Below are 20,813 nucleotides of genomic sequence, written 5' to 3'. Positions count from 1 at the left end.
GCGTGTGGCGGTCGGGTCGTTTCGGTTGGAACGGAGCCGTGCAGGAGCGCGTAGGATGGCGCGCTCCACAGTGCAGGGTTGTTGCCGCCCGGTGGGGTCAGATGACCACGACATCCAGCGGCGGGAAGCCGTTGAAGCCGACCGACGAATAGGTCGAGGTATAGGCACCGCAATTGCGGATGATCACCTTGTCGCCGGAGCGCAGGCCCAGCGGCAGGTTGACCGGGCGCTTTTCATACAGCACGTCGGCGCTGTCGCAGGACGGGCCGGCCAGGATGCACGGGCCGGTCTGTTCATGATCGCGGCCGGTGATGAACTGGTAACGGATGGCCTCATCGATGGTCTCGGCCAGGCCCGAGAACTTGCCGATGTCCAGATAGACCCAACGGTGCATGTCGTTGTCGGACTTGCGGCTGACCAGCAGAACTTCGGCAGCGATTGCGCCGGCCTCCGCCACCAGACCGCGGCCGGGCTCCGCCATGATATGTGCGACCGGGCCGAAACGCTGCGCGATCTCATCCATCACCGATGCGGCGTAGGAAGTCGGATCCTCGATCGCATCGCCATAGAATGCCGGGAAGCCGCCGCCGATGTTGAGCAGGCTGAGCGCGTGACCTGCCCGCAGGGCCTCGGCCCAGATCTCCGCGATCTGGTCCAGCGTGGTGCGCCACATGGATGACTTGCGGGTTTGCGAGCCAACATGGAACGAGAAGCCTACGGGCTTCAGCCCCAGTTCGCGCGCCATGTCCAACAGCGCAATCGCCTTGTCACGGGCGCAGCCGAACTTGCGGCTGAGCGGCCAGTCGGCCTCGGACGCATCGACGATCAGGCGGATATAGACCTGCGCGGCGGGCGCGTGCTCGGCGATCTTCTCCAGCTCTTCCTCTGCGTCGGCGGCGAACAGGTCGATGCCCGCGCCATGCGCGAACGCGATGTCGGAGGCCCGCTTGACGGTGTTGCCAAAGGAAATGTCCTGAGGCGCGGCGCCCAGTGCCAGGCACTGCTCGATCTCGCCACGTGATGCAGCGTCGAAGCCAGAGCCGAGCGCGACCAGACGGGACAGGATCGCACGATCCGGGTTCGCCTTTACGGCGTAATGGATGCGGGCATGACCCAGACCCGCGCGCAGGGCGAGGAAGTTCCGCTCGACCACATCGGTATCCAGAACCAGCGTCGGCTTGTCGAACTGGTTTGCGGCAATGAATTGCTCGACACGGGTGCTGACGGCCATCTCCGAGAAGGAGTGGGCAGAGGTACGGGTGCGACCGGAAAGGTCGGTTACAAAAGCGTTCATGGTCATCTCCAATAGACCCGGCCATATATGACCGCTCACTTCCAAGGGAGACGTTACCGTCGCTGCGTAACCGTGCGAAAATGCCGTGCCAGAGGCGCGTGCGTTGGCGTCTGAACGGGGATTTAGGATGCTTTCGCCGCTGTGAAAAGAAAAAAATTGCCGTGCCGCCAAATTAATTTTGCGCATATCATCAAATACCTGTTCAGAAGTCGAAAAATGCGGATTTTCGCAGTCGTACAGCGGATGAATTCCGCAGGTCCACCCCCCTTGGGCGCGAATCCGGATGTCTGTCGGGGCCGGTGGAACGCATCGAAAGGGGCTGTCGGGCAGGGGGGCGCGCAGGGCTACGCACGCCAAATTCCGATTGCGTTTTTCATTTTAAAAGGTGACACCCGACCTTTGGGGCCCGTTGGGTCTTCGGTTCGTATGCGGCGGCTTCCTGCTTCTGCGAGCTGTACAGTTTAATTCGGAGCGCTTTCACATGACACGCCAGAACTACACCTTTACTTCGGAATCCGTATCCGAGGGCCATCCCGACAAGGTCTGCGATCAGATCTCGGATGCGATCCTCGATGCATTTCTGGCGGAGGAGCCATTCTCGCGCGTTGCATGTGAGACCTTTGCCACCACGAACCGCATTGTCATCGGCGGTGAGGTGCGTGGCCCGGAAAATGTCATGCGCCGGATCGAGCAGATCGCGCGCGAAACTGTGAAAGGCATCGGATACGAGCAGGACGGTTTCCACTGGGAGACGATGGAAGTCACCAACCTGCTGCACGAACAGTCCACGCATATCGCGCAAGGTGTCGATACCGACGGCGCGGGTGATCAGGGCATCATGTTCGGATATGCCTGCCGGGAGACCGACGCACTGATGCCCGCGCCGATCCAGTATTCGCACGCGATCCTCAAGCGTCTGGCCGAGGTCCGCAAATCGGGCGAGGCGGCCGTACTGGGTCCCGACGCGAAATCCCAGCTTTCCGTGCGGTATGAGCATGGAAAGCCCGTGGATGTCTCGTCGATCGTCCTGTCCACGCAGCACATGGATCATGCGATGACCAGCGCCGATGTGCGTGAGGTGGTCGAGCCTTATATCCGCGAGGTTCTGCCTGAGGGGTGGCTCACGCCCAAGACGGTCTGGCACGTGAACCCCACCGGCAAGTTCGTGATCGGCGGGCCCGATGGCGACGCTGGCCTTACGGGGCGCAAGATCATCGTGGACACTTACGGCGGGGCCGCGCCTCACGGGGGCGGTGCCTTTTCCGGCAAGGACTGGACGAAGGTAGATCGCTCCGCCGCCTATGCCGCCCGCTATCTGGCGAAGAACGTCGTCGCGGCAGGGCTGGCGGAACGCTGTACCCTACAGCTGAGCTATGCCATCGGCGTCGCGGCACCGCTGTCGATCTATGTCGATACCTACGGCACCGGCACCGTGGACGAGAGCGCGATCGAGGCCGCGGTGGCGGAAGTCATGGACCTGACGCCAAAGGGTATCCGCCAACAGTTGGGCCTGAACCGCGCCATCTATCAGCGCACGGCGGCCTATGGCCATTTCGGACGTGAACCCGATGCGGATGGCGGTTTCTCGTGGGAGCGTACCGATCTGGTCGAAGCGCTGAAGCTCGCGCTCTGATGCCGAAGAAGTCTCCGACACCCGGCATCGGTCCCGTTCGTGAGGATGGGACCGAGTGGCGCAACTTCTACGGTCGCCGCCACGGCAAGAAGCTGCGCGCCGCGCAGGCGCACGACATGGACGTGACCCTGGCCGAGATCGCGCCGCAGGGTGTCACGCGTGAGGATAACCCCGACCGCACGCCCATCGACCTGACCGACCTGTTCGGGCGTGACGCGCCGGTCTGGCTGGAAATCGGCTTCGGCGCGGGGGAGCACATGTTCCATCAGGCCGGATCGAATCCAGGCGTGGGCATCATCGGGTGTGAGCCCTATATCAACGGCGTGGCGCAGTTGATGAGCAAGATGCGCGACGATCTGCTGGACAATGTGCGCATCCACGCTGGCGATGCCCGCGATCTCTTGGAAGTCCTGCCCGAGGGCAGCCTGGACCGCGCGTTCCTGCTGTATCCCGATCCGTGGCCCAAAACGCGGCACCACCGCCGCCGCTTCGCCAGTGTCGAGAACTTCACCGCGTTGGCCCGTGCCCTGAAATCCGGGGCGCATTTGCGCGTCGCGACGGATATTCCCGACTACGTTCGCCACACATTGGACGTTGTGCGCAAGATGCCGGAATTCGAATGGCTGGCGGAGGGGCCTGCCGATTGGCGCGAACCCTGGTCCGACTGGACGCGCACCCGCTACGAGGCGAAGGCAATCCGAGAGGATCGCGTGCCGCACTACCTTACCTTTCGCCGCGTCTGACCTGTCTGGCCCCGGGCTGGCCCCGATCTGGTAACGGGCTGGCACTGATTTGGCAAAAATGCCAGCTCGGGAGTGTTTTTGGCCTGCCGCGTCGCCGCGCCACGGGCTATATCGGGCGCAGTCAATCAGGAGTCCCCATGTCCCATACCGGTGAACCCCGTCCGATGAGCGCCGTGCCCGGTGCCACCCTCAACGGCAGTGCCGAAATTCCGGGTGACAAGTCTGTCTCGCATCGCTCGCTGATCTTCGGCGCGATGGCTGTTGGGGAAACGAAGGTGACCGGCTTGCTGGAGGGGGCAGACGTGCTGGACACGGCCAAGGCAATGCGGGCGCTGGGCGCGGAGGTGATCCGGCACGGGCAGGGCGAATGGTCGATCCATGGCGTCGGTGTCGGTGGCTTTTCTGAACCTGCGGACGTGATCGATTGCGGCAATTCCGGCACCGGCGTGCGACTGCTGATGGGCACGGTCGCGACCCATGATTTTGCCACGACCTTTACCGGCGATGCCAGCCTGCGCTCCCGCCCGATGGGCCGCGTGACCGATCCGCTGGCCCTGTTCGGCGCGGTGGCGCACGGGCGTTCGGGCGGGCGGTTGCCGCTGACGTTGGTTGGGGCCACGAACCCCGCGCCCGTTCGCTACAAGGTGCCGGTGCCCTCCGCTCAGGTGAAATCCGCCGTCCTGCTGGCTGGCCTGAACGCCCCCGGCGACACCATCGTCGAGGAAATCGAGGCGACCCGCGATCATACCGAGCGGATGCTGCGCGGGTTCGGTGCGCAGGTTGAGACGGACGGGCTGGTCATCACGCTCAAGGGACAGCCGGAGCTGAAACCGCAGGTCATCGCCGTGCCGCGCGATCCGTCCTCCGCCGCGTTTCCCGTCTGCGCCGCGCTGATCTGCGAGGGGTCGGACGTGCTGGTGCCGGGCATCGGGCTGAATCCGACGCGGGCGGGGCTGTATACCACTCTGCGTGAAATGGGTGCCGATCTGACATTCGAGAATGCGCGTGAGGAAGGCGGCGAGCCGGTCGCCGATCTGCGTGCACGTTTCGGCCCGATGAAGGGGATCGAGGTTCCGCCGGAGCGGGCGGCGAGCATGATCGACGAATACCCCATCCTCTCCGTCGTGGCAGCCCTGGCCGAGGGGGTGACCGTCATGCACGGCGTCAAGGAATTGCGCGTCAAGGAATCCGATCGCATCGACGCCATGGCCCGCGGTCTGGAGGCTTGCGGCGTCAGGGTCGAGGAAACCGAGGACAGCTTTACCGTGCATGGCATGGGCGGCAAGGTTCCGGGCGGTGCCACCGTTGGCACCCGTCTGGACCACCGCATCGCGATGAGTTTCTTCTGTCTGGGCATGGCCACGCAGAAGCCGGTGCGCATCGACGACGCGACGGTGGTGGAGACGAGCTTTCCGAACTTCCTGCCATTAATGGAAAAACTGGGGGCGTCGTTCCGGCGTCACAACGATTGAGGGCGCGAGATGAGTGAACGCCATCACGGAAGCTGCCTGTGCGGTGCGGTGAAATATCAGGTCAACGGCCCCTTGCGACCGGTCGTCGCCTGCCACTGCAAGCAGTGCCGCAAGACTTCGGGCCATTACGGTGCCGCGACCTCCGCCGCGCGGGATGATCTGCGCATCGCGGGCGATGTGAAGTGGTATTCCAGCTCCGACACGGCGCGGCGCGGGTTTTGCCGCGATTGCGGATCGGCGATGTTCTGGGACGGGGGCGGTGAGAGGGTCTCGATCTGGGCGGGGACGCTGGACGGAACCACGGGTCTGCGTCTGCGCGGTCATATCTTCGTGGCGGACAAGGGCGACTACTACGACATCTGCGACGATCTGCCGACCTATCCACAGGGTGACGATGGAATGACGACGAAGTAATACCCCCTTGACGGATGGCGCTTCAGGCCAACGTGATAGGGACGAAGCGGGAGGATTTCGTGAGCTTTACAATCGCTATCGACGGCCCCGCCGCCGCAGGAAAGGGAACGATCGCCCGCGCGGTCGCAGCGCATTTTGGATTTGCGCATTTGGACACCGGCCTGCTGTACCGCGCGACCGGCGCGCGCGCCCTGGCTTTGGGCGGGTTGGAGCCGACCGTGGCGGAGCGTGCGGCCCGCACCCTGACCGATGCGGATCTGGCGCGGGACGATCTGCGCACCGGCGATGCGGGGCAGGCGGCCTCGGTCGTGGCGGCAATGCCGGCGGTGCGCAAGGCGTTACTGGACTGGCAACATGCCTTTGCCCGGCGCGATGGCGGTGCGGTCCTGGACGGGCGCGATATCGGCACGGTCGTCTGCCCGGAGGCGGAGGTGAAGCTGTTCGTCACCGCTTCGGATGAGGAACGCGCCCGCCGCCGTCACGCGGAACTGGTCGTCGCCCGACCCGATCTGACGCTGGAACAGGTTCTGTCCGATCTGCGGGAGAGGGACCGGCGTGACGAATCCCGCGACACCGCGCCGATGAAACCGGCCCCGGATGCCCTGGTTTTCGACACCACCCTGATGTCGATCGACGCCGCCGTGGCGCAGGCTATCGCGCGGGTACAGGCCGCGCGCTGAGCCGTCGCCTTGCCTATCCTGTCTGAAAAGCGTATAGACGCGCCCGTCGCTCGGACTCCGTCCTGAGTGCGAATCCCCTTCGCGGGTTCGCGGCTCGGTCCGGCCTGATGCGGCATCAACCTCAAAGACCGGCGGAACCAACCGCCAGGCCCGTGAAAATCGACCTTTAGGAGACTGCGCCAGTATGGCTACTCAAACAAGTATGGAAGATTTCGAAGCCCTGTTGAACGAGAGCTTCGAGTTGACGACCCCCGAAGAGGGAACCGTCGTCAAAGGGACTGTCATCGCGATCGAAGCGGGACAGGCCATCATCGACATCGGCTACAAGATGGAAGGCCGTGTCGAGCTGAAAGAATTCGCACAGCCCGGCCAGGAAGCTGAAATCGCCCCCGGCGACGAAGTCGAGGTCTACCTCGAGCGTGTCGAGAACGCGCGTGGCGAGGCTGTCATCTCCCGCGACAAGGCCCGCCGTGAAGAGGCATGGGACCGGCTGGAGAAAGCATACGAGAAAGAGGAGCGCGTCGAGGGCGCAATCTTCGGTCGCGTCAAGGGCGGCTTCACCGTCGATCTGGGCGGTGCCGTGGCATTCCTGCCCGGCAGCCAGGTCGATGTGCGCCCCGTGCGCGATGCCGGCCCGCTGATGGGTCTGCCCCAGCCGTTCCAGATCCTGAAAATGGACCGTCGTCGCGGCAATATCGTCGTCTCGCGTCGTGCCGTTCTGGAAGAATCGCGTGCCGAGCAGCGCGCCGAGATCGTCGGCAAGCTGACCGAGGGTGACGTCATCGAGGGCGTGGTCAAGAACATCACCGAGTACGGCGCATTCGTCGATCTGGGCGGCGTTGACGGCCTGCTGCACGTCACCGACATGGCATGGCGCCGTGTGAACCACCCGAACGAGATCCTGAACATCGGTGAGTCCGTCAAGGTTCAGGTCGTCAAGATCAACAAGGAAACCCAGCGCATCTCGCTCGGCATGAAGCAGCTTCAGGCCGATCCGTGGGATGATGTCGAGAGCAAGTTCCCGATCGACAGCCGTCACACGGGCCGCGTCACGAACATCACCGACTACGGTGCATTCGTGGAGCTGGAGCCGGGCGTCGAGGGTCTGGTGCACGTTTCCGAGATGTCCTGGACCAAGAAGAACGTCCATCCGGGCAAGATCGTCTCCACCTCTCAGGAGGTCGAGGTCATGGTGCTGGAGATCGACACCGCAAAGCGTCGCGTGTCGCTCGGCCTCAAGCAGACCCAGGGCAACCCGTGGGAGAACTTCGAAGCCGCGTATCCTCCGGGAACCGAGGTCGAGGGCGAGGTCAAGAACATCACCGAATTCGGTCTGTTCATCGGTCTGGACGGCGACATCGACGGCATGGTGCACCTCAGCGATATCGACTGGGATCGCCGTGGCGAAGATGCGATCGAGGACTACAAGAAGGGCGACATGGTTCGCGCGAAGGTCACCGAGATCGACGCCGAGCGTGAGCGTATCTCCCTCTCGATCAAGGCGCTGGACGAGAGCTTCGACGGTGCCGTTGACGGCATCAAGCGTGGCCAGGTCGTGACCGTCAACGTCACCTCCATCGAGGACGGCGGCATCGAGGTCGAGTATGACGGTATGAAGGCCTTCATCCGTCGCTCCGACCTCAGCCGTGATCGCTCCGAGCAGCGCCCCGAGCGGTTCTCGGTCGGTGACAAGGTCGATGCACGCATCACCCAGATCGACAAGGCGTCGCGTCGTCTTGGCCTCTCGATCAAGGCGCGTGAGATCGCGGAAGAGAAGGAAGCTGTCGAACAGTACGGCTCCTCTGATTCTGGTGCATCGCTGGGCGACATCCTCGGCGCGGCGCTGAAAGGCCGTGACGACGAGTAAAGCTGGCTTCGGCCAATTTGAGGGCACCATTACATCTGTAATGGTGCCCTTTTTCATGATGCGGGATAATTTGACCTCCTGCGCGGTTAAATTCATTAAAAGTATTCATATCAATGGCTTGTCACCTGTGATATTTTGATTTCGCCGATTTGGCTTCTGCGATCGTCTTGTTTTGAAAGCATTTTCGATTTGCCACGCAGGTTCGTGACATGTCAAAGAAGGGTGAAATTCTTGAATGCGGGCGAACCGCGGGACTAGGGAACCAGAGCCATGATCAAATCGGAGCTGATTCAAAAGATCGCCGAGGAAAATCCTCACCTGTATCAACGGGATGTGGAGCGGATCGTCGGTACGATCTTCGATGAGATCATCGAGGCGATGGCGTCGGGCAACCGGGTCGAGCTTCGCGGGTTCGGTGCTTTTTCCGTCAAACGACGTGAATCGCGCCTGGGACGGAACCCCAGAACGGGTGAAGCGGTTGACGTTGAAGAAAAACACGTTCCTTTCTTCAAGACAGGAAAACTGCTGCGGGACCGTTTGAACGGCAAGTGATCCCGCGTCGAGGGAGACTTGAGATGCGCATTGTTAAACTGATTCTGCTGGCCGTGGTGGCCTTGTTCATCATCATGCTGGTGGTTGCGAACCGCGAAACGGTCACCGTCCAGTTGTTGCCCGCGGAATTCGGCTTCGTATCGGACTGGAGCCGTCAGATGCCATTGGCGGTCGTGATGATCGTGCTGGCCATGGGCGGGTTCGCGCTCGGCTGGTTGTGGGAGTGGCTGCGTGACCAGCGCACCCGCACCGTTGCACGTCAACGCCGCCGCAAAATCGTCACGTTGGAGCGTGAGGTCGAAACCCTGCGCCGCGATACCGGAGCGGAGGAGGACGAGGTCCTCGCGCTGCTCAAGTGACATCTGCCATTCGCACCAAGATATGCGGTCTGACCACCGCTGACGGCGTCGCTGCGGCTGTTGATGCCGGGGCGGCTTACGTCGGTTTTGTCTTCTTTGCCAAATCACCACGGAACGTCGATATCGAAACGGCACGCAACCTCGCCGCCGATGTGCCGCCGGGGGTGTGCAAGGTGGCGCTTGTGGTGAATGCAGACGATGCCACGCTGGACGCGATCACGGACCGCGTGCCGCTGGATATGTTGCAACTGCACGGCTCGGAAACCCCTGAACGCGTGAGTGAGATCAAGGCACGATACGGTTTGCCCGTCATGAAGGCGGTGGGCATCCGTAACGCCGACGACCTCACGCAAATCGACGTTTACGCGGAGGTGGCCGACCAGTTGCTGATTGACGCGAAGGCGCCGAAAGGGGCTGATCTGCCGGGAGGCAACGGCCTTGCCTTTGACTGGTCGCTTCTGTCCGGGCGGCGCTGGCCGCGCCCGTGGATGCTGGCCGGTGGATTGACGCCGGATAATGCGATGCGGGCGGCGAACCTGACAGGTGCCAACCAATTGGACGTCTCCAGCGGAGTGGAAACTGCGCCCGGTATCAAGGATGCGGACAAGATCGCGGCATTCGTCGCTGCTCTCGGACCTCAACCACCAAAGCTGTTCTGAAAAAAACGCCGCTCGTTCCAATGGACCGAGCGGCGAAGGGTCATGCAGAAATTCCACACGCAGCAGGACGCACCACCGACCTGCCTATCGAGCGATGACGTCATTTCAGGGACAGATTGAAATGAACGGCTTTGTTCGTCCGACACATAAGTAACTAGGGTGCGTATAAAAAGTTTCATCCGTTGCGAGAATATTTTTCATGCTGCGCGACGATCCGTCCCTGCACTGATATCGACGCTGGGCGCGCCGCACTGTAGAAAGGCCTCGAAACCAGCCTAGGATCGCCACCATGACCAGCCCAATGCCCAATTCCTTTTCCGCCGGTCCCGATGCGCAGGGGCGCTTCGGTCAATTCGGCGGTCGCTTCGTGTCGGAAACGCTGATGCCTCTGATCCTCGATCTGGAGGCGGAGTACGAAAAGGCCAAGACCGACGACGGTTTCTGGGAGGAAATGAACGATCTGTGGACCCACTATGTCGGACGCCCGTCGCCGCTCTACTACGCTGAACGCCTGACCGAGAAGTTCGGCGGCGCGAAGATTTACCTCAAACGCGACGAGCTGAACCACACAGGCGCGCATAAGATTAACAACGTGCTGGGCCAAATCCTGTTGGCGCGCCGCATGGGCAAGAAACGGATCATCGCGGAAACCGGGGCAGGGCAGCATGGTGTGGCCACCGCGACGGTGTGCGCGCGCTTCGGTCTGGAATGCATCGTTTTCATGGGTGCGACGGATGTGGAGCGGCAAAAGCCCAACGTCTTTCGCATGAACCTGCTGGGTGCGAAGGTCATACCCGTCACCTCCGGGCGGGGGACGTTGAAGGACGCGATGAACGAGGCGCTGCGTGACTGGGTGACCAATGTGAAGGACACCTTCTATTGCATCGGAACGGTCGCGGGCCCGCATCCCTATCCAGCGATGGTTCGCGATTTCCAGTCGATCATCGGCAAGGAGGTCAAGGAACAGATGCAGGAGCGTGAGGGCCGTCTCCCCGACAGCCTGGTCGCGTGCATAGGCGGCGGGTCGAACGCGATGGGCCTGTTCTATCCCTTCCTCGACGATGAGAGCGTGCGCATCATCGGGGTCGAGGCTGGCGGACATGGTGTGGATGACCGGATGGAACATGCGGCCTCGCTGACCGGCGGTCGGCCCGGCGTTCTGCACGGAAACCGGACCTATCTGCTTCAGGACGATGACGGTCAGATCATCGAAGGGCATTCGATCTCCGCCGGGTTGGACTATCCCGGAATCGGGCCCGAGCATTCCTGGTTGAACGATGTAGGACGTGTCGAATATGTCTCCGCCACGGACCTTGAGGCGCTGGAAGCCTTTCAGATGTGCTGCGTGACCGAAGGTATTATTCCTGCGCTGGAACCGTCCCACGCCCTGGCCCACGTGGCCAAGATCGCGGGCGATCTGCCCTCGGATCACCTGCTGGTGATGAATATGTGCGGGCGCGGGGACAAGGATATCTTCACTGTGGCGGACGCTCTGGGTCACAATATCTGAGAGAAACAGGCCGTAAACCGGGGTTATACGCGCGTATTGCCCCGGTTTCATGCTCGCGCAATTAAGCCTGGGATGCATGGCATCCATCCGCAAAAGCACCGAATTGTCCAACACGGGGCGCATCTGGCGATGTGTCCCCACGGGACCGGGCTCTGGTGCCGGGCCGGTACAAGGCGCCCCCCGCGGGGATGGGGGGAAGCGGATGTGCCGGCGCGCACCAGGCCCGGTTTCGGTGGCTGACAGCGAATGTCCCGAAATCTTCGCAAAGTCAGCTATCGACGCCCCGCGGATGCGGGCGTGTACGACGGGGCGGTGGTACGCTATGCTGGTTGCGGGGCATTTGCTGCCACCGCCCTTACTGGAGGCTCGGATGCGGTTCATTTTCGCCCTGCTATTTACCTTGTTTACCGTGCCGGTCGCCGCCCAGACGGATGTTGTCGCCGGTCTGGTCGAGGAGCTGAAGGCGGACGGCTATGTTGTCTTGGATCAGCGCGGAACCCTGCTGGGCCGAACCCAGATCGTCGTGCGGCGCGATGACGAAATACGTGAAATCGTGATCAACCCGAACTCGGGTGAGATATTGCGCGATCTGCCCCGTGCGGCCACGGCCGAGGATGACATGCCTGCTTCCGACGCCGACTGATTCCGCATGTCCGACCCCACATCCCCTCCGGTCAGGACCAAGGCCCGAACCTCCGCACTCGTTGCCGGACTGGCGACGTTGCAGGGCGTGTGCGCGCTGTTTTTCGTCTATAATCTTTCCGCTCAGATCTTCGGCTGGCGTTCGCAACCCGTAAGCTGGACGTGGATCGAAGTGGTGGAGATCATGGCCACCCTTGGTCTGATCCTGGGCACCGTGCTGGGCCTGACCCTGTTCGCGACCCTGATGGCGGAGCGGCGCCGCGCCGCCTGGCGTCTGCGCATGGCCTCGGGCGCGTTTCATGAGGCGGTCGTCGATCGTTTCGACGATTGGTCGCTGACCCCATCCGAGCGGGACGTGGCGCTGTTCATGATCAAGGGGTTGAGCAACGGTGAAATCGCAACCCTGCGCGGCACCTCCGAAGGCACGATCAAGGCGCAAAGCACCGCGATCTTTCGCAAGGCTGGGGTCAACGGGCGGGCGCAGCTCTTGGGCGCATTCCTCGATGATTTGCTGGATATTCCCGTGACGTCACAGGACGCGGCGTGAAATAGACTTGCGACGCGGGCAAAACAGGCGCATGGCACGGTTCGATCCGGTGGAGACGCCACCGGCGAAATTATGGAGTGATGAAAATGGCTGACTTTCAGATCGGCGATATCGTGGTGCTGACCGCAGGGTCCATGCGCATGGCAGTGGAATCCGTCGATGGTGACACCGCCTCGACCGTGTGGTGCAACGAAGGCGTGATCGGTCGTGACACGTTCGCGACCGTGCTGCTCAAGAAATGGGAGCAGCGCGAGGATACGCGCGGTGGCTTCAACAAGGGCGGCGACCGTGGCGGCTACAAGGGCGGCGGCGACCGCGGCGGTGATCGCGGCGGCTTCAACAAGGGCGGCGATCGCGGCGGCTACAAGGGTGGCGGCGACCGTGATGACAAGCCCCGTGGCAAGCCCGGCTGGGACGGCAAACCGCGTGAGAACAAGTTCTTCCGCAAGGATTGATCGGCGCAGGCTGGAACGGACGGCCGTGAACATGCGTTCCCTTGATGATCTGCCAATTGCAGTCGTTGGGAGTAACCATGTTTGATAAATCCGTTCTAGCCTCCACCACGGTGGTCGTTTTCGCCGCCATGCTGGCAGGCCCCGCCCTCGCTGAACCACAGCACTGTCCCCCGGGGCATGAGAAAAAGGGCTGGTGCGAATTCGGCGAACGCTTCGATCTCGGTCGGGATCGTGACGACCATGATCGCGCCAATGCCGATTATGTTTTCCTGCAAGATCCCGGCGATTACCGTCTGCCCCCGCTTCCTGAGGGGCAGCGTTATGCGGTCGTCGACAACCGCGTGGTGGTCGTGTCGAGCGATACCTACGCGACCATCGCGGTCGTTGGTGCGCTGTCCGAGCTTCTGCGCTGATCGCCGCATACCAGTTTTCAGGGTCGCGCCTAAGGGCGCGGCCCTTTTGCATGTCCGCGGGTCGTGGATACTGGTAAACGCGCCGAGCGTCGGCTAAACCGAACACCGTATTCAAGGACAGGCCCATGACCCGCATCGACACCAAATTCGCAGAGCTGGCCAAGGCCGAGCGCACCGCCTTCGTTTCATTCATCATGGCGGGTGATCCGACCCCTGATTTGTGTGCCGAGGTGCTGCACGGTCTGCCGGGGGCGGGGGTCGATGTGATCGAGATCGGCATGCCGTTTACCGACCCGATGGCCGACGGTCCTGCGATCCAGTTGGCGGGACAACGCGCGCTGGATGCAGGCATGACGCTGAACAAAACGCTGGAAATGGTGCGCACGTTTCGCAAGACCGATAACACCACCCCCATTGTCCTGATGGGATATTACAACCCGATCTATTCCAAGGGTGTGGATCGGTTTCTGACCGAGGCATCCGAGGCCGGCGCCGATGGCCTGATCGTCGTCGATCTGCCGCCGGAGGAAGATTCCGAGTTGTGTCTGCCCGCGCAGGATGCCGGGCTGAACTTCATCCGGCTCGCCACTCCCACCACCGATGACAAACGTTTGCCGAAGGTCCTGCAAAACACCTCCGGTTTCGTGTATTATGTCTCGATCACCGGCATCACCGGCTCCGCCGAGGCGAGCGCCGCCTCCGTCGGGCCGGAGATCGCGCGGATCCAGTCCCAGACCGATTTGCCGGTCTGCGTCGGTTTCGGCATCAAGACGCCTGAGGCTGCGGCAAGCATGGCAAAGATCGCGGACGGGGTCGTCGTAGGCTCCGCCATTGTTGAGAGGATGGCCCGTGGCGACAGCGCGGAGCAGGTTCTGACCTTTGTTTCCGAACTGGCCGCCGCAACACATAGCTGAGGTACCGCAACGGGCGAAGGGGCGTTGCCGACGCTCTACGCGACCGTGCGGGCTATCGCACCTTCAGACATGCAAAGTTGATGGGTTGAAACCGGGCGGTTGAACGCGACCGCCCGGTTTGGAATGTCAGGCGTGGATCGCGCCGTCGCCGCAAGCCAGCGCAGCCTCACGCATCGCTTCGGAGAAGGTCGGGTGCGCGTGGCAGGTGCGGGCCAGATCCTCCGCCGCGGCACCGAATTCCATCGCGACGCAAACCTCGTGGATCAGATCGCCCGCCATCGGGCCGATGACATGTGCGCCCAGAATGCGGTCGGTTTCGGCGTCCACGATCATCTTGACGAAACCGTCGCCGGCAAAGTGGCTCTTGGCCCGGGCGTTGCCCATGAAGGGGAACTTGCCAACCTTGTACTTGCGCCCCTCCTGCTTCAGCTGCTCCTCCGTCTTGCCGACATTCGCGACTTCGGGATGGGTGTATATCACGCCGGGGATGACGCCGTAGTTAACATGGCCCTTCTGACCGGCAATGGTTTCGGCCACTGCCATGCCCTCATCCTCGGCCTTGTGCGCCAGCATGGGGCCTGCGATCACGTCACCGATGGCGTAGATGCCCTTGACGTTCGTGGCCCAGTGCGCGTCCGTCTTGATCATGCCTCGATCCATCTCGACGCCGAGCGCGTCGAGGCCCAGGTTTTCGGTGTAGGGGCGGCGACCGGTGGCCAGCAGGACGATGTCCGCATCTATCTGATGCTCGCTGTCGTCCTTGCGCGATTTGTAGCTGACCGTGGCCTTGTTCTTCTTGACCTCGGTGCCGGAAACGGCGGCGCCCAGTTCGAATTTGATGCCCTGCTTCTTGAGCAATTTCAGGAAGTTCTTTTGGATCTCCCCGTCGGCCCCGGGGATGATGGCGTCCTGATATTCGATCACCGTGACCTCCGCCCCCAGGCGGGAGTAGACGGAGCCAAGTTCCAGCCCGATGACGCCGCCGCCGATGACGACCATCTTGTTCGGAACCTTCTTCAACTCCAGCGCGCCGGTGGAGGTCACGACGACCTTCTCGTCTACCTCGACACCGGGCAGGCTGGCGGCCTCGGAACCGGTGGCGATGACGATATGTTTGGCGGTGTGGGTGTCGTCACCGACCTTGACCTTGCCCGCCTCGGGGATGGAGCCGTAACCCTTGATCCAGTCTACCTTGTTCTTCTTGAACAGGAATTCGATGCCCCCGGTGTTGGAGTTCACAGTTTCCTGCTTGTAGTCCACCATCTTGGGCAGATCGACGGAGGGGCTTTGCCCCATCAGACCCATCTTGGTGAAATTGGTGGTCGCCTCGTGGTACAGTTCGGAGGCGTGCAGCATCGCCTTGGACGGAATGCAACCGACGTTCAGGCAGGTGCCGCCAAGGGTTTCACGCCCCTCGACGCAGGCGGTCTTCAGCCCCAGTTGGGCGCAGCGGATTGCACAGACGTAGCCGCCGGGGCCTGCGCCGATGATGATGACGTCGTACTCGGCCATGGTGATCTCCTCGAAAAGTTAACGCCGGAAATCGCGGGGCTGCCATGCGGCGGCACTGTGGTTGGCAATATCGGGCGGAGGTCGAAAGGTTGAAGCCTTGGAAAAACCGGGCCGACATTCGTGTCGGCCCGGTTCAGCAGTCGAAAATTACAGGTCCATCAACAGGCGTTGCGGATCCTCCAGCGCCTCCTTGACGCGGACGAGGAAGGTTACCGCGCCCTTGCCGTCCACGACGCGGTGGTCATAGCTGAGGGCCAGGTACATCATCGGGCGGATCACGATCTCACCGTTGATGACGACGGGGCGGTCCTGGATCTTGTGCATCCCCAGAATACCCGATTGCGGCGGGTTGAGGATGGGCGAGGACATCAGCGAGCCGTAGACACCGCCGTTCGAGATGGTGAACGTGCCGCCCTGCATTTCCGCCATGGACAACTTGCCGTCGCGGGCCTTGCGGCCCTTTTCCCCGATGGCTTTCTCGATCTCGGCGAAGGACATCTGGTCCGCATCGCGGATCACCGGCACGACGAGGCCGGTGGGCGTACCGGCGGCGACGCCCATATGCACGAAGTTCTTGTAGACGATGTCGGTTCCGTCGATCTCCGCGTTGACCTCCGGCACTTCCTTGAGCGCGTGGACACAGGCCTTGGTGAAGAACGACATGAAGCCGAGGCGCACGCCGTGCTTCTTCTCGAACTCGGCCTTGTAGGTGTTGCGCAGGTCCATGACCGCCTTCATGTCCACCTCGTTGAAGGTGGTCAGCATGGCGGCGGTGTTTTGCGCGTCCTTCAGCCTGCGGGCGATGGTCTGGCGCAGGCGGGTCATCTTGACCCGTTCCTCACGGTTGGCATCGTCGGCGGAGACGGGCGCGCGCGGGGCGGCGGATGCGGCGGGGGCAGGTGCCGAAGTGGAGGAGGCGTTCATCACGTCCTCCTTCATGATGCGCCCGTCACGGCCAGAGCCCTTGACCGATGCGGGGTCGATGCCCTTTTCCGCCATCATCTTGTTGGCGGAGGGCGCGTTCTCGATATCCTTCGCGCTGCCGGATTCGGATGGCGGGGTCGCCGCGGCGGCGGGTTCTGCGGTGGGTGCGGCTGAGGCCGCCCCACCCTCCGCTGCCATCTGCGCGAGGATACCACCGGCGGAAACGGTCTCCCCCTCTGCGATGTGGATTTTCGAGATCGTGCCCGATTGCGGGGCCGGAACCTCGACCGATACCTTGTCGGTTTCAAGTTCGGCGATCATCTCATCCGCGGCGACGGTATCGCCGACCTTCTTGTACCAAGTGGCGACAGTCGCCTCGGTCACGCTTTCGCCCAGGGACGGCACGGGGATATCCACGTGACCGCTGGGTTGGGCGCTCTCAGCCTTTGCGGTGGTTTCGACCTCACGCGGTCTGACGTCCTCCGCCCCGGCGGAGGGCGCGCCTTCGGAAATGGTGGCGAGCAGGGCGTCGGGGCTGACGGTTTCGCCCTCCGCGACGACAACTTCACCTAGCGTGCCAGCAACGGGGGAGGGCACCTCGACCGTCACTTTGTCGGTTTCAAGCTCACACAACATTTCGTCAACCTCAACGGCATCGCCCGGCTTCTTGAACCAGGTGGCGACAGTCGCTTCGGTCACGGATTCGCCAAGGGCGGGAACGCGGACTTCGGTGCTCATATCAGTTTCCTTCTCCGGTCAGCGCATCGTTGACGAGCGCGTCCTGTTCTTTCTTGTGTTGCGAGGCCAGACCCGTGGCGGGCGAGGCTGAAGCGTGACGGCCAGCATAGCGCGGCCGCTGGGTCTTGGACTTGTTGCGGTTCAAGACCCATTCGATGTTCGGCTCGATGAAGGTCCAGGCGCCTTGGTTCTTCGGTTCTTCCTGACACCAGACGATTTCGGCATCGGGGAAGCGGGCGATTTCCTTGCTGAGCGATTGCGCCGGGAACGGATAGAATTGCTCCACCCGCAGCAGGTACACATTGTCGAGCGCCTGTTCGTCCCGTGCGGCCAGCAGATCGTAATAGACCTTGCCCGAGCACAGGACCACGCGCTTGATCTTGTCGTCCGCGACCAGCTTCAGATCGGAATTGCCTTTTTCTGCGTCGTCCCACAGCACGCGGTGGAAGGACGACCCGGTGCCCATTTCGTCCAGCGTGCTGACCGCCATCTTGTGACGCAGCAGCGATTTGGGCGTCATCACGATCAGCGGCTTGCGGAAGGACCGGTGCATCTGACGGCGCAGAATGTGGAAATAGTTCGCAGGCGTCGTGCAGTTGGCAACGATCCAGTTGTCGCCGCCGCACATCTGCAGGAACCTCTCCAACCGGGCCGAGGAATGCTCAGGTCCCTGTCCCTCATAGCCATGGGGCAGCAGCAGTACGAGACCGGACATCCGCAGCCACTTGCTTTCGCCCGAGGAGATGAACTGGTCGATCATGATTTGCGCACCGTTGGCGAAATCGCCGAACTGCGCCTCCCACAGGGTCAGGGTGTTCGGTTCGGCCAGCGAGTATCCGTATTCGAAGCCCAGAACCGCATATTCCGACAACATGGAATCCACGACCTCATATCCCGCCTGATCGTCGGAAATGTGGTTGAGTGGCAGATACCGTTCCTCGGTCTTCTGGTCGATGATGCCGGAATGGCGCTGCGAGAAGGTGCCGCGCGTGGAATCCTGACCGGACAGGCGGACGGGATAGCCCTCCGCCAGCAGCGATCCGAAGGCCAGCGCCTCGGCCGTGGCCCAGTCGAGGTTCCGGCCGGTGTCGATCATCTCCTTCTTGGCCTCAAGCAGACGCGCAACGGTGCGGTGCGCGTTGTAGCCTTCGGGCAGGGTCGTCAGGCCCTTGCCGACCATGCGCAGGTCATCCAGGGCCACGGCGGTGGTGCCGCGCTGGTACTTGCCAGACTTCGCCCTGGCCATGCCGGACCAGCGACCGTCCAGCCAGTCTGCCTTGTTCGGCTTGTAGTTCTTGCCGGCCTCGAATTCCTCGTTCAGCTTGGCTTGGAAGGCGGCCTTCACGTCCTCGATCTCCCCCTCGGGGATCAGGCCGTCGCGCGTCAGACGTTCGGTGTACAATTGCAGTGTCGTCTTCTGCTTCTTGATTGCCGTGTACATGAGGGGTTGGGTGAACATCGGTTCATCCCCCTCGTTGTGCCCGAAGCGGCGGTAGCAGAAAATGTCGATGACGACATCTTTGTGGAACTTCTGCCGGAACTCGGTCGCGACCTTTGCGGCGTGGACCACGGCCTCCGGATCGTCGCCGTTCACGTGGAAGATCGGGGCCTCGACCATCAGCGCGATGTCGGTCGGATAGGGGGAGGAACGCGAATTGTGTGGCGACGTGGTGAAACCAATCTGGTTGTTCACCACGATGTGGATGGTTCCGCCGGTGCGGTGGCCCTTGAGACCGGAGAGGCCGAAGCATTCCGCCACGACGCCCTGACCGGCAAAGGCAGCGTCGCCGTGCAGCAGAACCGGCAGCACCTTCGTGCGATCCGTATCGTTGAGCTGGGCCTGCTTCGCGCGGGCCTTGCCCAGAACGACGGGGTTCACGGCCTCCAGATGGCTGGGATTGGCCGTCAGCGACAGGTGGACGGAATTGCCGTCGAACTCCCGGTCAGAGGACGCGCCGAGGTGATATTTCACGTCGCCCGAGCCCTCAACCTCATCCGGTTTGAAACTGCCGCCCTGAAATTCGTTGAAGATCGCCTGATAGGGTTTGCCCATCACGTTGGCCAGCACGCTGAGGCGGCCGCGATGGGGCATCCCGATGATGATCTCCTGAACGCCCAGATTGCCGCCCCGCTTGATGATCTGCTCCATCGCGGGGATCAGGCTCTCGCCGCCATCCAGGCCGAACCGCTTGGTGCCGGTATATTTGACGTGCAGGAATTTCTCGAAGCCCTCGGCCTCGACCAGCTTGTTCAGGATCGCGCGGCGCCCCTCGCGGGTGAAGGCGATTTCCTTGCCGTAACCCTCGATCCGTTCCTTCAGCCAGCCTGCTTCCTCCGCGTTGGAGATGTGCATGTACTGCATGGCGAAGGTGCCGCAATAGGTGCTTTTGACGATGTCCAGGATTTCGCGCAGGGTCGCGACCTCAAGCCCCAGCACCATATCGAGGAAGATCTTGCGATCGAAATCATCCTTGGTGAACCCGTAGGAGGCCGGGTTCAATTCAGGGTGATCCTCGGGATTCTTGAGGTCAAGCGGGTCGAGATTGGCGGCCAGATGACCCCGGATGCGGTAGGCGCGGATCAGCATGATCGCCCGGATCGAATCGGTGACGGCCTGCTGGACCTGTGCCTCCGACAGATCCACGCCCTTGCCCGAGGCCTTCTTGGCGACGGATTTTGCCAGCTCGGCGGGCGATGCCTCGTCCCACTCACCGGTCAGGGCGGCGACCATGTCGCCGGTGGGGACCGGGGGCCAATCGCTGCGCGCCCACGAAGGGCCGCTCGCGGATTCGCGCGCGATCTCATCCTCATTCAACTGGCGGAAGAAGTCCTGCCAGCTTTCGTCCACCGATGACGGATCGGCGGCGTAGCGTGCGTGCAGCTGTTCTACATATTCCGCATTGTGCCCCTGCAGGAAGGACGAGGAATGGAACTGGTCGTTGGAACTCTGGTCGGTCATGTCGAACTCCGGACGGGTATGTCGGGAATGGCTACCCGTGATTGCTCCGCACCCTGAAAACGGGCGGGTGGAAGGGCGGAATTCTCAAGCCGGGGAGAATACCCCACGCCCTCGAATGCCCAGCTGTGACGGTCGCGCACGATGTCTGCCGTGCCCGTATCGTAGAGATCACTCACATCGTACGCGGTTCCCGCCTTTTTGGAAATCATGGTCCAAGGCAGGAGGGCGACGACGATCTTCAGGCCCCTATCCGCGATCAGATCGGTCAGGCCATGAATTAAACGTTCAAAATGGGCAAACCGATCCATGATGAGCCTGTCACTCAGACTCACGATATCGGCATTGCCGAACCATTGTTTGCAGCGCGCCAGAACCACGCGGCCGCGCCGGGTGATCTGCTTCGCATGATGGTGGAACAGGGAATGGACGGCGGCGAACGGGTTTCGCAGGGGCGCGTCCTCTGCGGCGGGCATCTGGTCCACGACCGCACCACCGTCATTCCGGCAAAACGGTTCCAGCAGCATCT

General features: G+C 62.3%; 20 protein-coding genes. 15 read left to right on the top strand and 5 right to left on the bottom strand.

Annotated elements, in window-relative coordinates; translation table 11 throughout:
• Positions 1–97: 97 nt before the first annotated feature.
• The gene (locus G8E03_RS14565; protein WP_205793152.1) at positions 98–1,294 is read right to left on the bottom strand and encodes a type III PLP-dependent enzyme; all 1,197 of its coding nucleotides are present in this window, start codon (positions 1,292–1,294) and stop codon (positions 98–100) included.
• 481 nt (positions 1,295–1,775) lie between these two features.
• Here G8E03_RS14565 and metK point away from each other — a divergent pair, with 481 nt between their 5' ends.
• From metK to trpA, 15 genes are all read left to right on the top strand, one after another.
• Positions 1,776–2,927, top strand: coding sequence for a methionine adenosyltransferase (metK, locus tag G8E03_RS14560; protein WP_166193499.1), 1,152 nt, complete (start codon positions 1,776–1,778; stop codon positions 2,925–2,927).
• The gene (gene trmB / locus G8E03_RS14555; protein WP_166193496.1) at positions 2,927–3,670 is read left to right on the top strand and encodes a tRNA (guanine(46)-N(7))-methyltransferase TrmB; all 744 of its coding nucleotides are present in this window, start codon (positions 2,927–2,929) and stop codon (positions 3,668–3,670) included. Before metK ends, trmB begins: the two co-directional genes overlap by 1 nt.
• A gap of 137 nt (positions 3,671–3,807) precedes the next feature.
• Positions 3,808–5,142 carry a 3-phosphoshikimate 1-carboxyvinyltransferase gene (aroA, locus tag G8E03_RS14550; RefSeq protein ID WP_166193493.1) on the top strand — a complete coding sequence of 445 codons (1,335 nt, stop codon included), beginning with the start codon at positions 3,808–3,810 and terminating at the stop codon, positions 5,140–5,142.
• A 9-nt stretch (positions 5,143–5,151) separates the two neighbouring features.
• Positions 5,152–5,556: a GFA family protein gene (locus G8E03_RS14545; RefSeq protein ID WP_166193490.1), complete on the top strand. Its 405-nt coding sequence runs from the start codon at positions 5,152–5,154 to the stop codon at positions 5,554–5,556.
• 59 nt (positions 5,557–5,615) lie between these two features.
• The gene (locus G8E03_RS14540; protein ID WP_166193487.1) at positions 5,616–6,236 is read left to right on the top strand and encodes a (d)CMP kinase; all 621 of its coding nucleotides are present in this window, start codon (positions 5,616–5,618) and stop codon (positions 6,234–6,236) included.
• Positions 6,237–6,438: 202 nt separating this feature from the next.
• A complete protein-coding gene (rpsA, locus tag G8E03_RS14535) occupies positions 6,439–8,103 on the top strand; it encodes a 30S ribosomal protein S1 (protein ID WP_240910373.1) in 1,665 nt (554 codons plus the stop codon).
• A gap of 270 nt (positions 8,104–8,373) precedes the next feature.
• A complete protein-coding gene (ihfB, locus tag G8E03_RS14530; protein WP_166193481.1) occupies positions 8,374–8,655 on the top strand; it encodes an integration host factor subunit beta in 282 nt (93 codons plus the stop codon).
• 23 nt (positions 8,656–8,678) lie between these two features.
• Positions 8,679–9,014: a lipopolysaccharide assembly protein LapA domain-containing protein gene (locus G8E03_RS14525; protein WP_166193478.1), complete on the top strand. Its 336-nt coding sequence runs from the start codon at positions 8,679–8,681 to the stop codon at positions 9,012–9,014.
• Positions 9,011–9,673 carry a phosphoribosylanthranilate isomerase gene (locus tag G8E03_RS14520; protein ID WP_166193475.1) on the top strand — a complete coding sequence of 221 codons (663 nt, stop codon included), beginning with the start codon at positions 9,011–9,013 and terminating at the stop codon, positions 9,671–9,673. The genes G8E03_RS14525 and G8E03_RS14520 overlap by 4 nt, the downstream gene beginning before the upstream one ends.
• Positions 9,674–9,962: 289 nt before the next feature.
• Positions 9,963–11,183 carry a tryptophan synthase subunit beta gene (gene trpB, locus G8E03_RS14515; protein WP_166193472.1) on the top strand — a complete coding sequence of 407 codons (1,221 nt, stop codon included), beginning with the start codon at positions 9,963–9,965 and terminating at the stop codon, positions 11,181–11,183.
• 370 nt (positions 11,184–11,553) lie between these two features.
• The gene (locus G8E03_RS14510; protein WP_166193469.1) at positions 11,554–11,826 is read left to right on the top strand and encodes a hypothetical protein; all 273 of its coding nucleotides are present in this window, start codon (positions 11,554–11,556) and stop codon (positions 11,824–11,826) included.
• 6 nt (positions 11,827–11,832) lie between these two features.
• Positions 11,833–12,372: a helix-turn-helix transcriptional regulator gene (locus G8E03_RS14505; protein ID WP_166193466.1), complete on the top strand. Its 540-nt coding sequence runs from the start codon at positions 11,833–11,835 to the stop codon at positions 12,370–12,372.
• A gap of 86 nt (positions 12,373–12,458) precedes the next feature.
• The gene (locus G8E03_RS14500; protein ID WP_185804447.1) at positions 12,459–12,827 is read left to right on the top strand and encodes a hypothetical protein; all 369 of its coding nucleotides are present in this window, start codon (positions 12,459–12,461) and stop codon (positions 12,825–12,827) included.
• A 77-nt stretch (positions 12,828–12,904) separates the two neighbouring features.
• Positions 12,905–13,240 carry a hypothetical protein gene (locus G8E03_RS14495; RefSeq protein ID WP_166193463.1) on the top strand — a complete coding sequence of 112 codons (336 nt, stop codon included), beginning with the start codon at positions 12,905–12,907 and terminating at the stop codon, positions 13,238–13,240.
• A 125-nt stretch (positions 13,241–13,365) separates the two neighbouring features.
• Positions 13,366–14,154: a tryptophan synthase subunit alpha gene (gene trpA, locus G8E03_RS14490; protein ID WP_166193460.1), complete on the top strand. Its 789-nt coding sequence runs from the start codon at positions 13,366–13,368 to the stop codon at positions 14,152–14,154.
• A 126-nt stretch (positions 14,155–14,280) separates the two neighbouring features.
• Here trpA and lpdA read toward each other — a convergent pair whose 3' ends face one another.
• The 4 genes from lpdA to G8E03_RS14470 all read right to left on the bottom strand — a co-directional run bounded on the left by lpdA (position 14,281) and on the right by G8E03_RS14470 (position 20,811).
• Complete coding sequence (gene lpdA / locus G8E03_RS14485; RefSeq protein WP_166193457.1) at positions 14,281–15,666, bottom strand: dihydrolipoyl dehydrogenase; 1,386 nt, start codon at positions 15,664–15,666, stop codon at positions 14,281–14,283.
• Between the two features lie 147 nt (positions 15,667–15,813).
• Positions 15,814–17,328, bottom strand: coding sequence for a 2-oxoglutarate dehydrogenase complex dihydrolipoyllysine-residue succinyltransferase (gene odhB, locus G8E03_RS14480; RefSeq protein ID WP_166193455.1), 1,515 nt, complete (start codon positions 17,326–17,328; stop codon positions 15,814–15,816).
• 1 nt (position 17,329) lies between these two features.
• Complete coding sequence (locus G8E03_RS14475; protein WP_166193452.1) at positions 17,330–20,287, bottom strand: 2-oxoglutarate dehydrogenase E1 component; 2,958 nt, start codon at positions 20,285–20,287, stop codon at positions 17,330–17,332.
• Positions 20,284–20,811 carry a hypothetical protein gene (locus G8E03_RS14470; RefSeq protein ID WP_205793150.1) on the bottom strand — a complete coding sequence of 176 codons (528 nt, stop codon included), beginning with the start codon at positions 20,809–20,811 and terminating at the stop codon, positions 20,284–20,286. Before G8E03_RS14470 ends, G8E03_RS14475 begins: the two co-directional genes overlap by 4 nt.
• Between the last annotated feature and the right edge of the window lie 2 nt (positions 20,812–20,813).

It is taken from the genome of Pontivivens nitratireducens (assembly GCF_011290545.1).
GTDB lineage: Bacteria > Pseudomonadota > Alphaproteobacteria > Rhodobacterales > Rhodobacteraceae > Pontivivens > Pontivivens nitratireducens.
The sequence above is the reverse complement of the archived record's forward strand: the minus strand, read 5'-3'. Positions and strand labels throughout refer to the sequence as shown.

What these genes read in the sequence shown, in the direction of transcription:
- G8E03_RS14565 (WP_205793152.1), bottom strand. Translation starts at nt 1,294, where the DNA reads ATGAACGCTTTTGTAACCGACCTTTCCGGTCGCACCCGTACCTCTGCC.
- metK (WP_166193499.1), top strand. Translation starts at nt 1,776, where the DNA reads ATGACACGCCAGAACTACACCTTTACTTCGGAATCCGTATCCGAGGGC.
- trmB (WP_166193496.1), top strand. Translation starts at nt 2,927, where the DNA reads ATGCCGAAGAAGTCTCCGACACCCGGCATCGGTCCCGTTCGTGAGGAT.
- aroA (WP_166193493.1), top strand. Translation starts at nt 3,808, where the DNA reads ATGTCCCATACCGGTGAACCCCGTCCGATGAGCGCCGTGCCCGGTGCC.
- G8E03_RS14545 (WP_166193490.1), top strand. Translation starts at nt 5,152, where the DNA reads ATGAGTGAACGCCATCACGGAAGCTGCCTGTGCGGTGCGGTGAAATAT.
- rpsA (WP_240910373.1), top strand. Translation starts at nt 6,439, where the DNA reads ATGGAAGATTTCGAAGCCCTGTTGAACGAGAGCTTCGAGTTGACGACC.
- ihfB (WP_166193481.1), top strand. Translation starts at nt 8,374, where the DNA reads ATGATCAAATCGGAGCTGATTCAAAAGATCGCCGAGGAAAATCCTCAC.
- G8E03_RS14525 (WP_166193478.1), top strand. Translation starts at nt 8,679, where the DNA reads ATGCGCATTGTTAAACTGATTCTGCTGGCCGTGGTGGCCTTGTTCATC.
- trpB (WP_166193472.1), top strand. Translation starts at nt 9,963, where the DNA reads ATGACCAGCCCAATGCCCAATTCCTTTTCCGCCGGTCCCGATGCGCAG.
- G8E03_RS14510 (WP_166193469.1), top strand. Translation starts at nt 11,554, where the DNA reads ATGCGGTTCATTTTCGCCCTGCTATTTACCTTGTTTACCGTGCCGGTC.
- G8E03_RS14505 (WP_166193466.1), top strand. Translation starts at nt 11,833, where the DNA reads ATGTCCGACCCCACATCCCCTCCGGTCAGGACCAAGGCCCGAACCTCC.
- G8E03_RS14500 (WP_185804447.1), top strand. Translation starts at nt 12,459, where the DNA reads ATGGCTGACTTTCAGATCGGCGATATCGTGGTGCTGACCGCAGGGTCC.
- G8E03_RS14495 (WP_166193463.1), top strand. Translation starts at nt 12,905, where the DNA reads ATGTTTGATAAATCCGTTCTAGCCTCCACCACGGTGGTCGTTTTCGCC.
- trpA (WP_166193460.1), top strand. Translation starts at nt 13,366, where the DNA reads ATGACCCGCATCGACACCAAATTCGCAGAGCTGGCCAAGGCCGAGCGC.
- lpdA (WP_166193457.1), bottom strand. Translation starts at nt 15,666, where the DNA reads ATGGCCGAGTACGACGTCATCATCATCGGCGCAGGCCCCGGCGGCTAC.
- odhB (WP_166193455.1), bottom strand. Translation starts at nt 17,328, where the DNA reads ATGAGCACCGAAGTCCGCGTTCCCGCCCTTGGCGAATCCGTGACCGAA.
- G8E03_RS14475 (WP_166193452.1), bottom strand. Translation starts at nt 20,287, where the DNA reads ATGACCGACCAGAGTTCCAACGACCAGTTCCATTCCTCGTCCTTCCTG.
- G8E03_RS14470 (WP_205793150.1), bottom strand. Translation starts at nt 20,811, where the DNA reads ATGCTGCTGGAACCGTTTTGCCGGAATGACGGTGGTGCGGTCGTGGAC.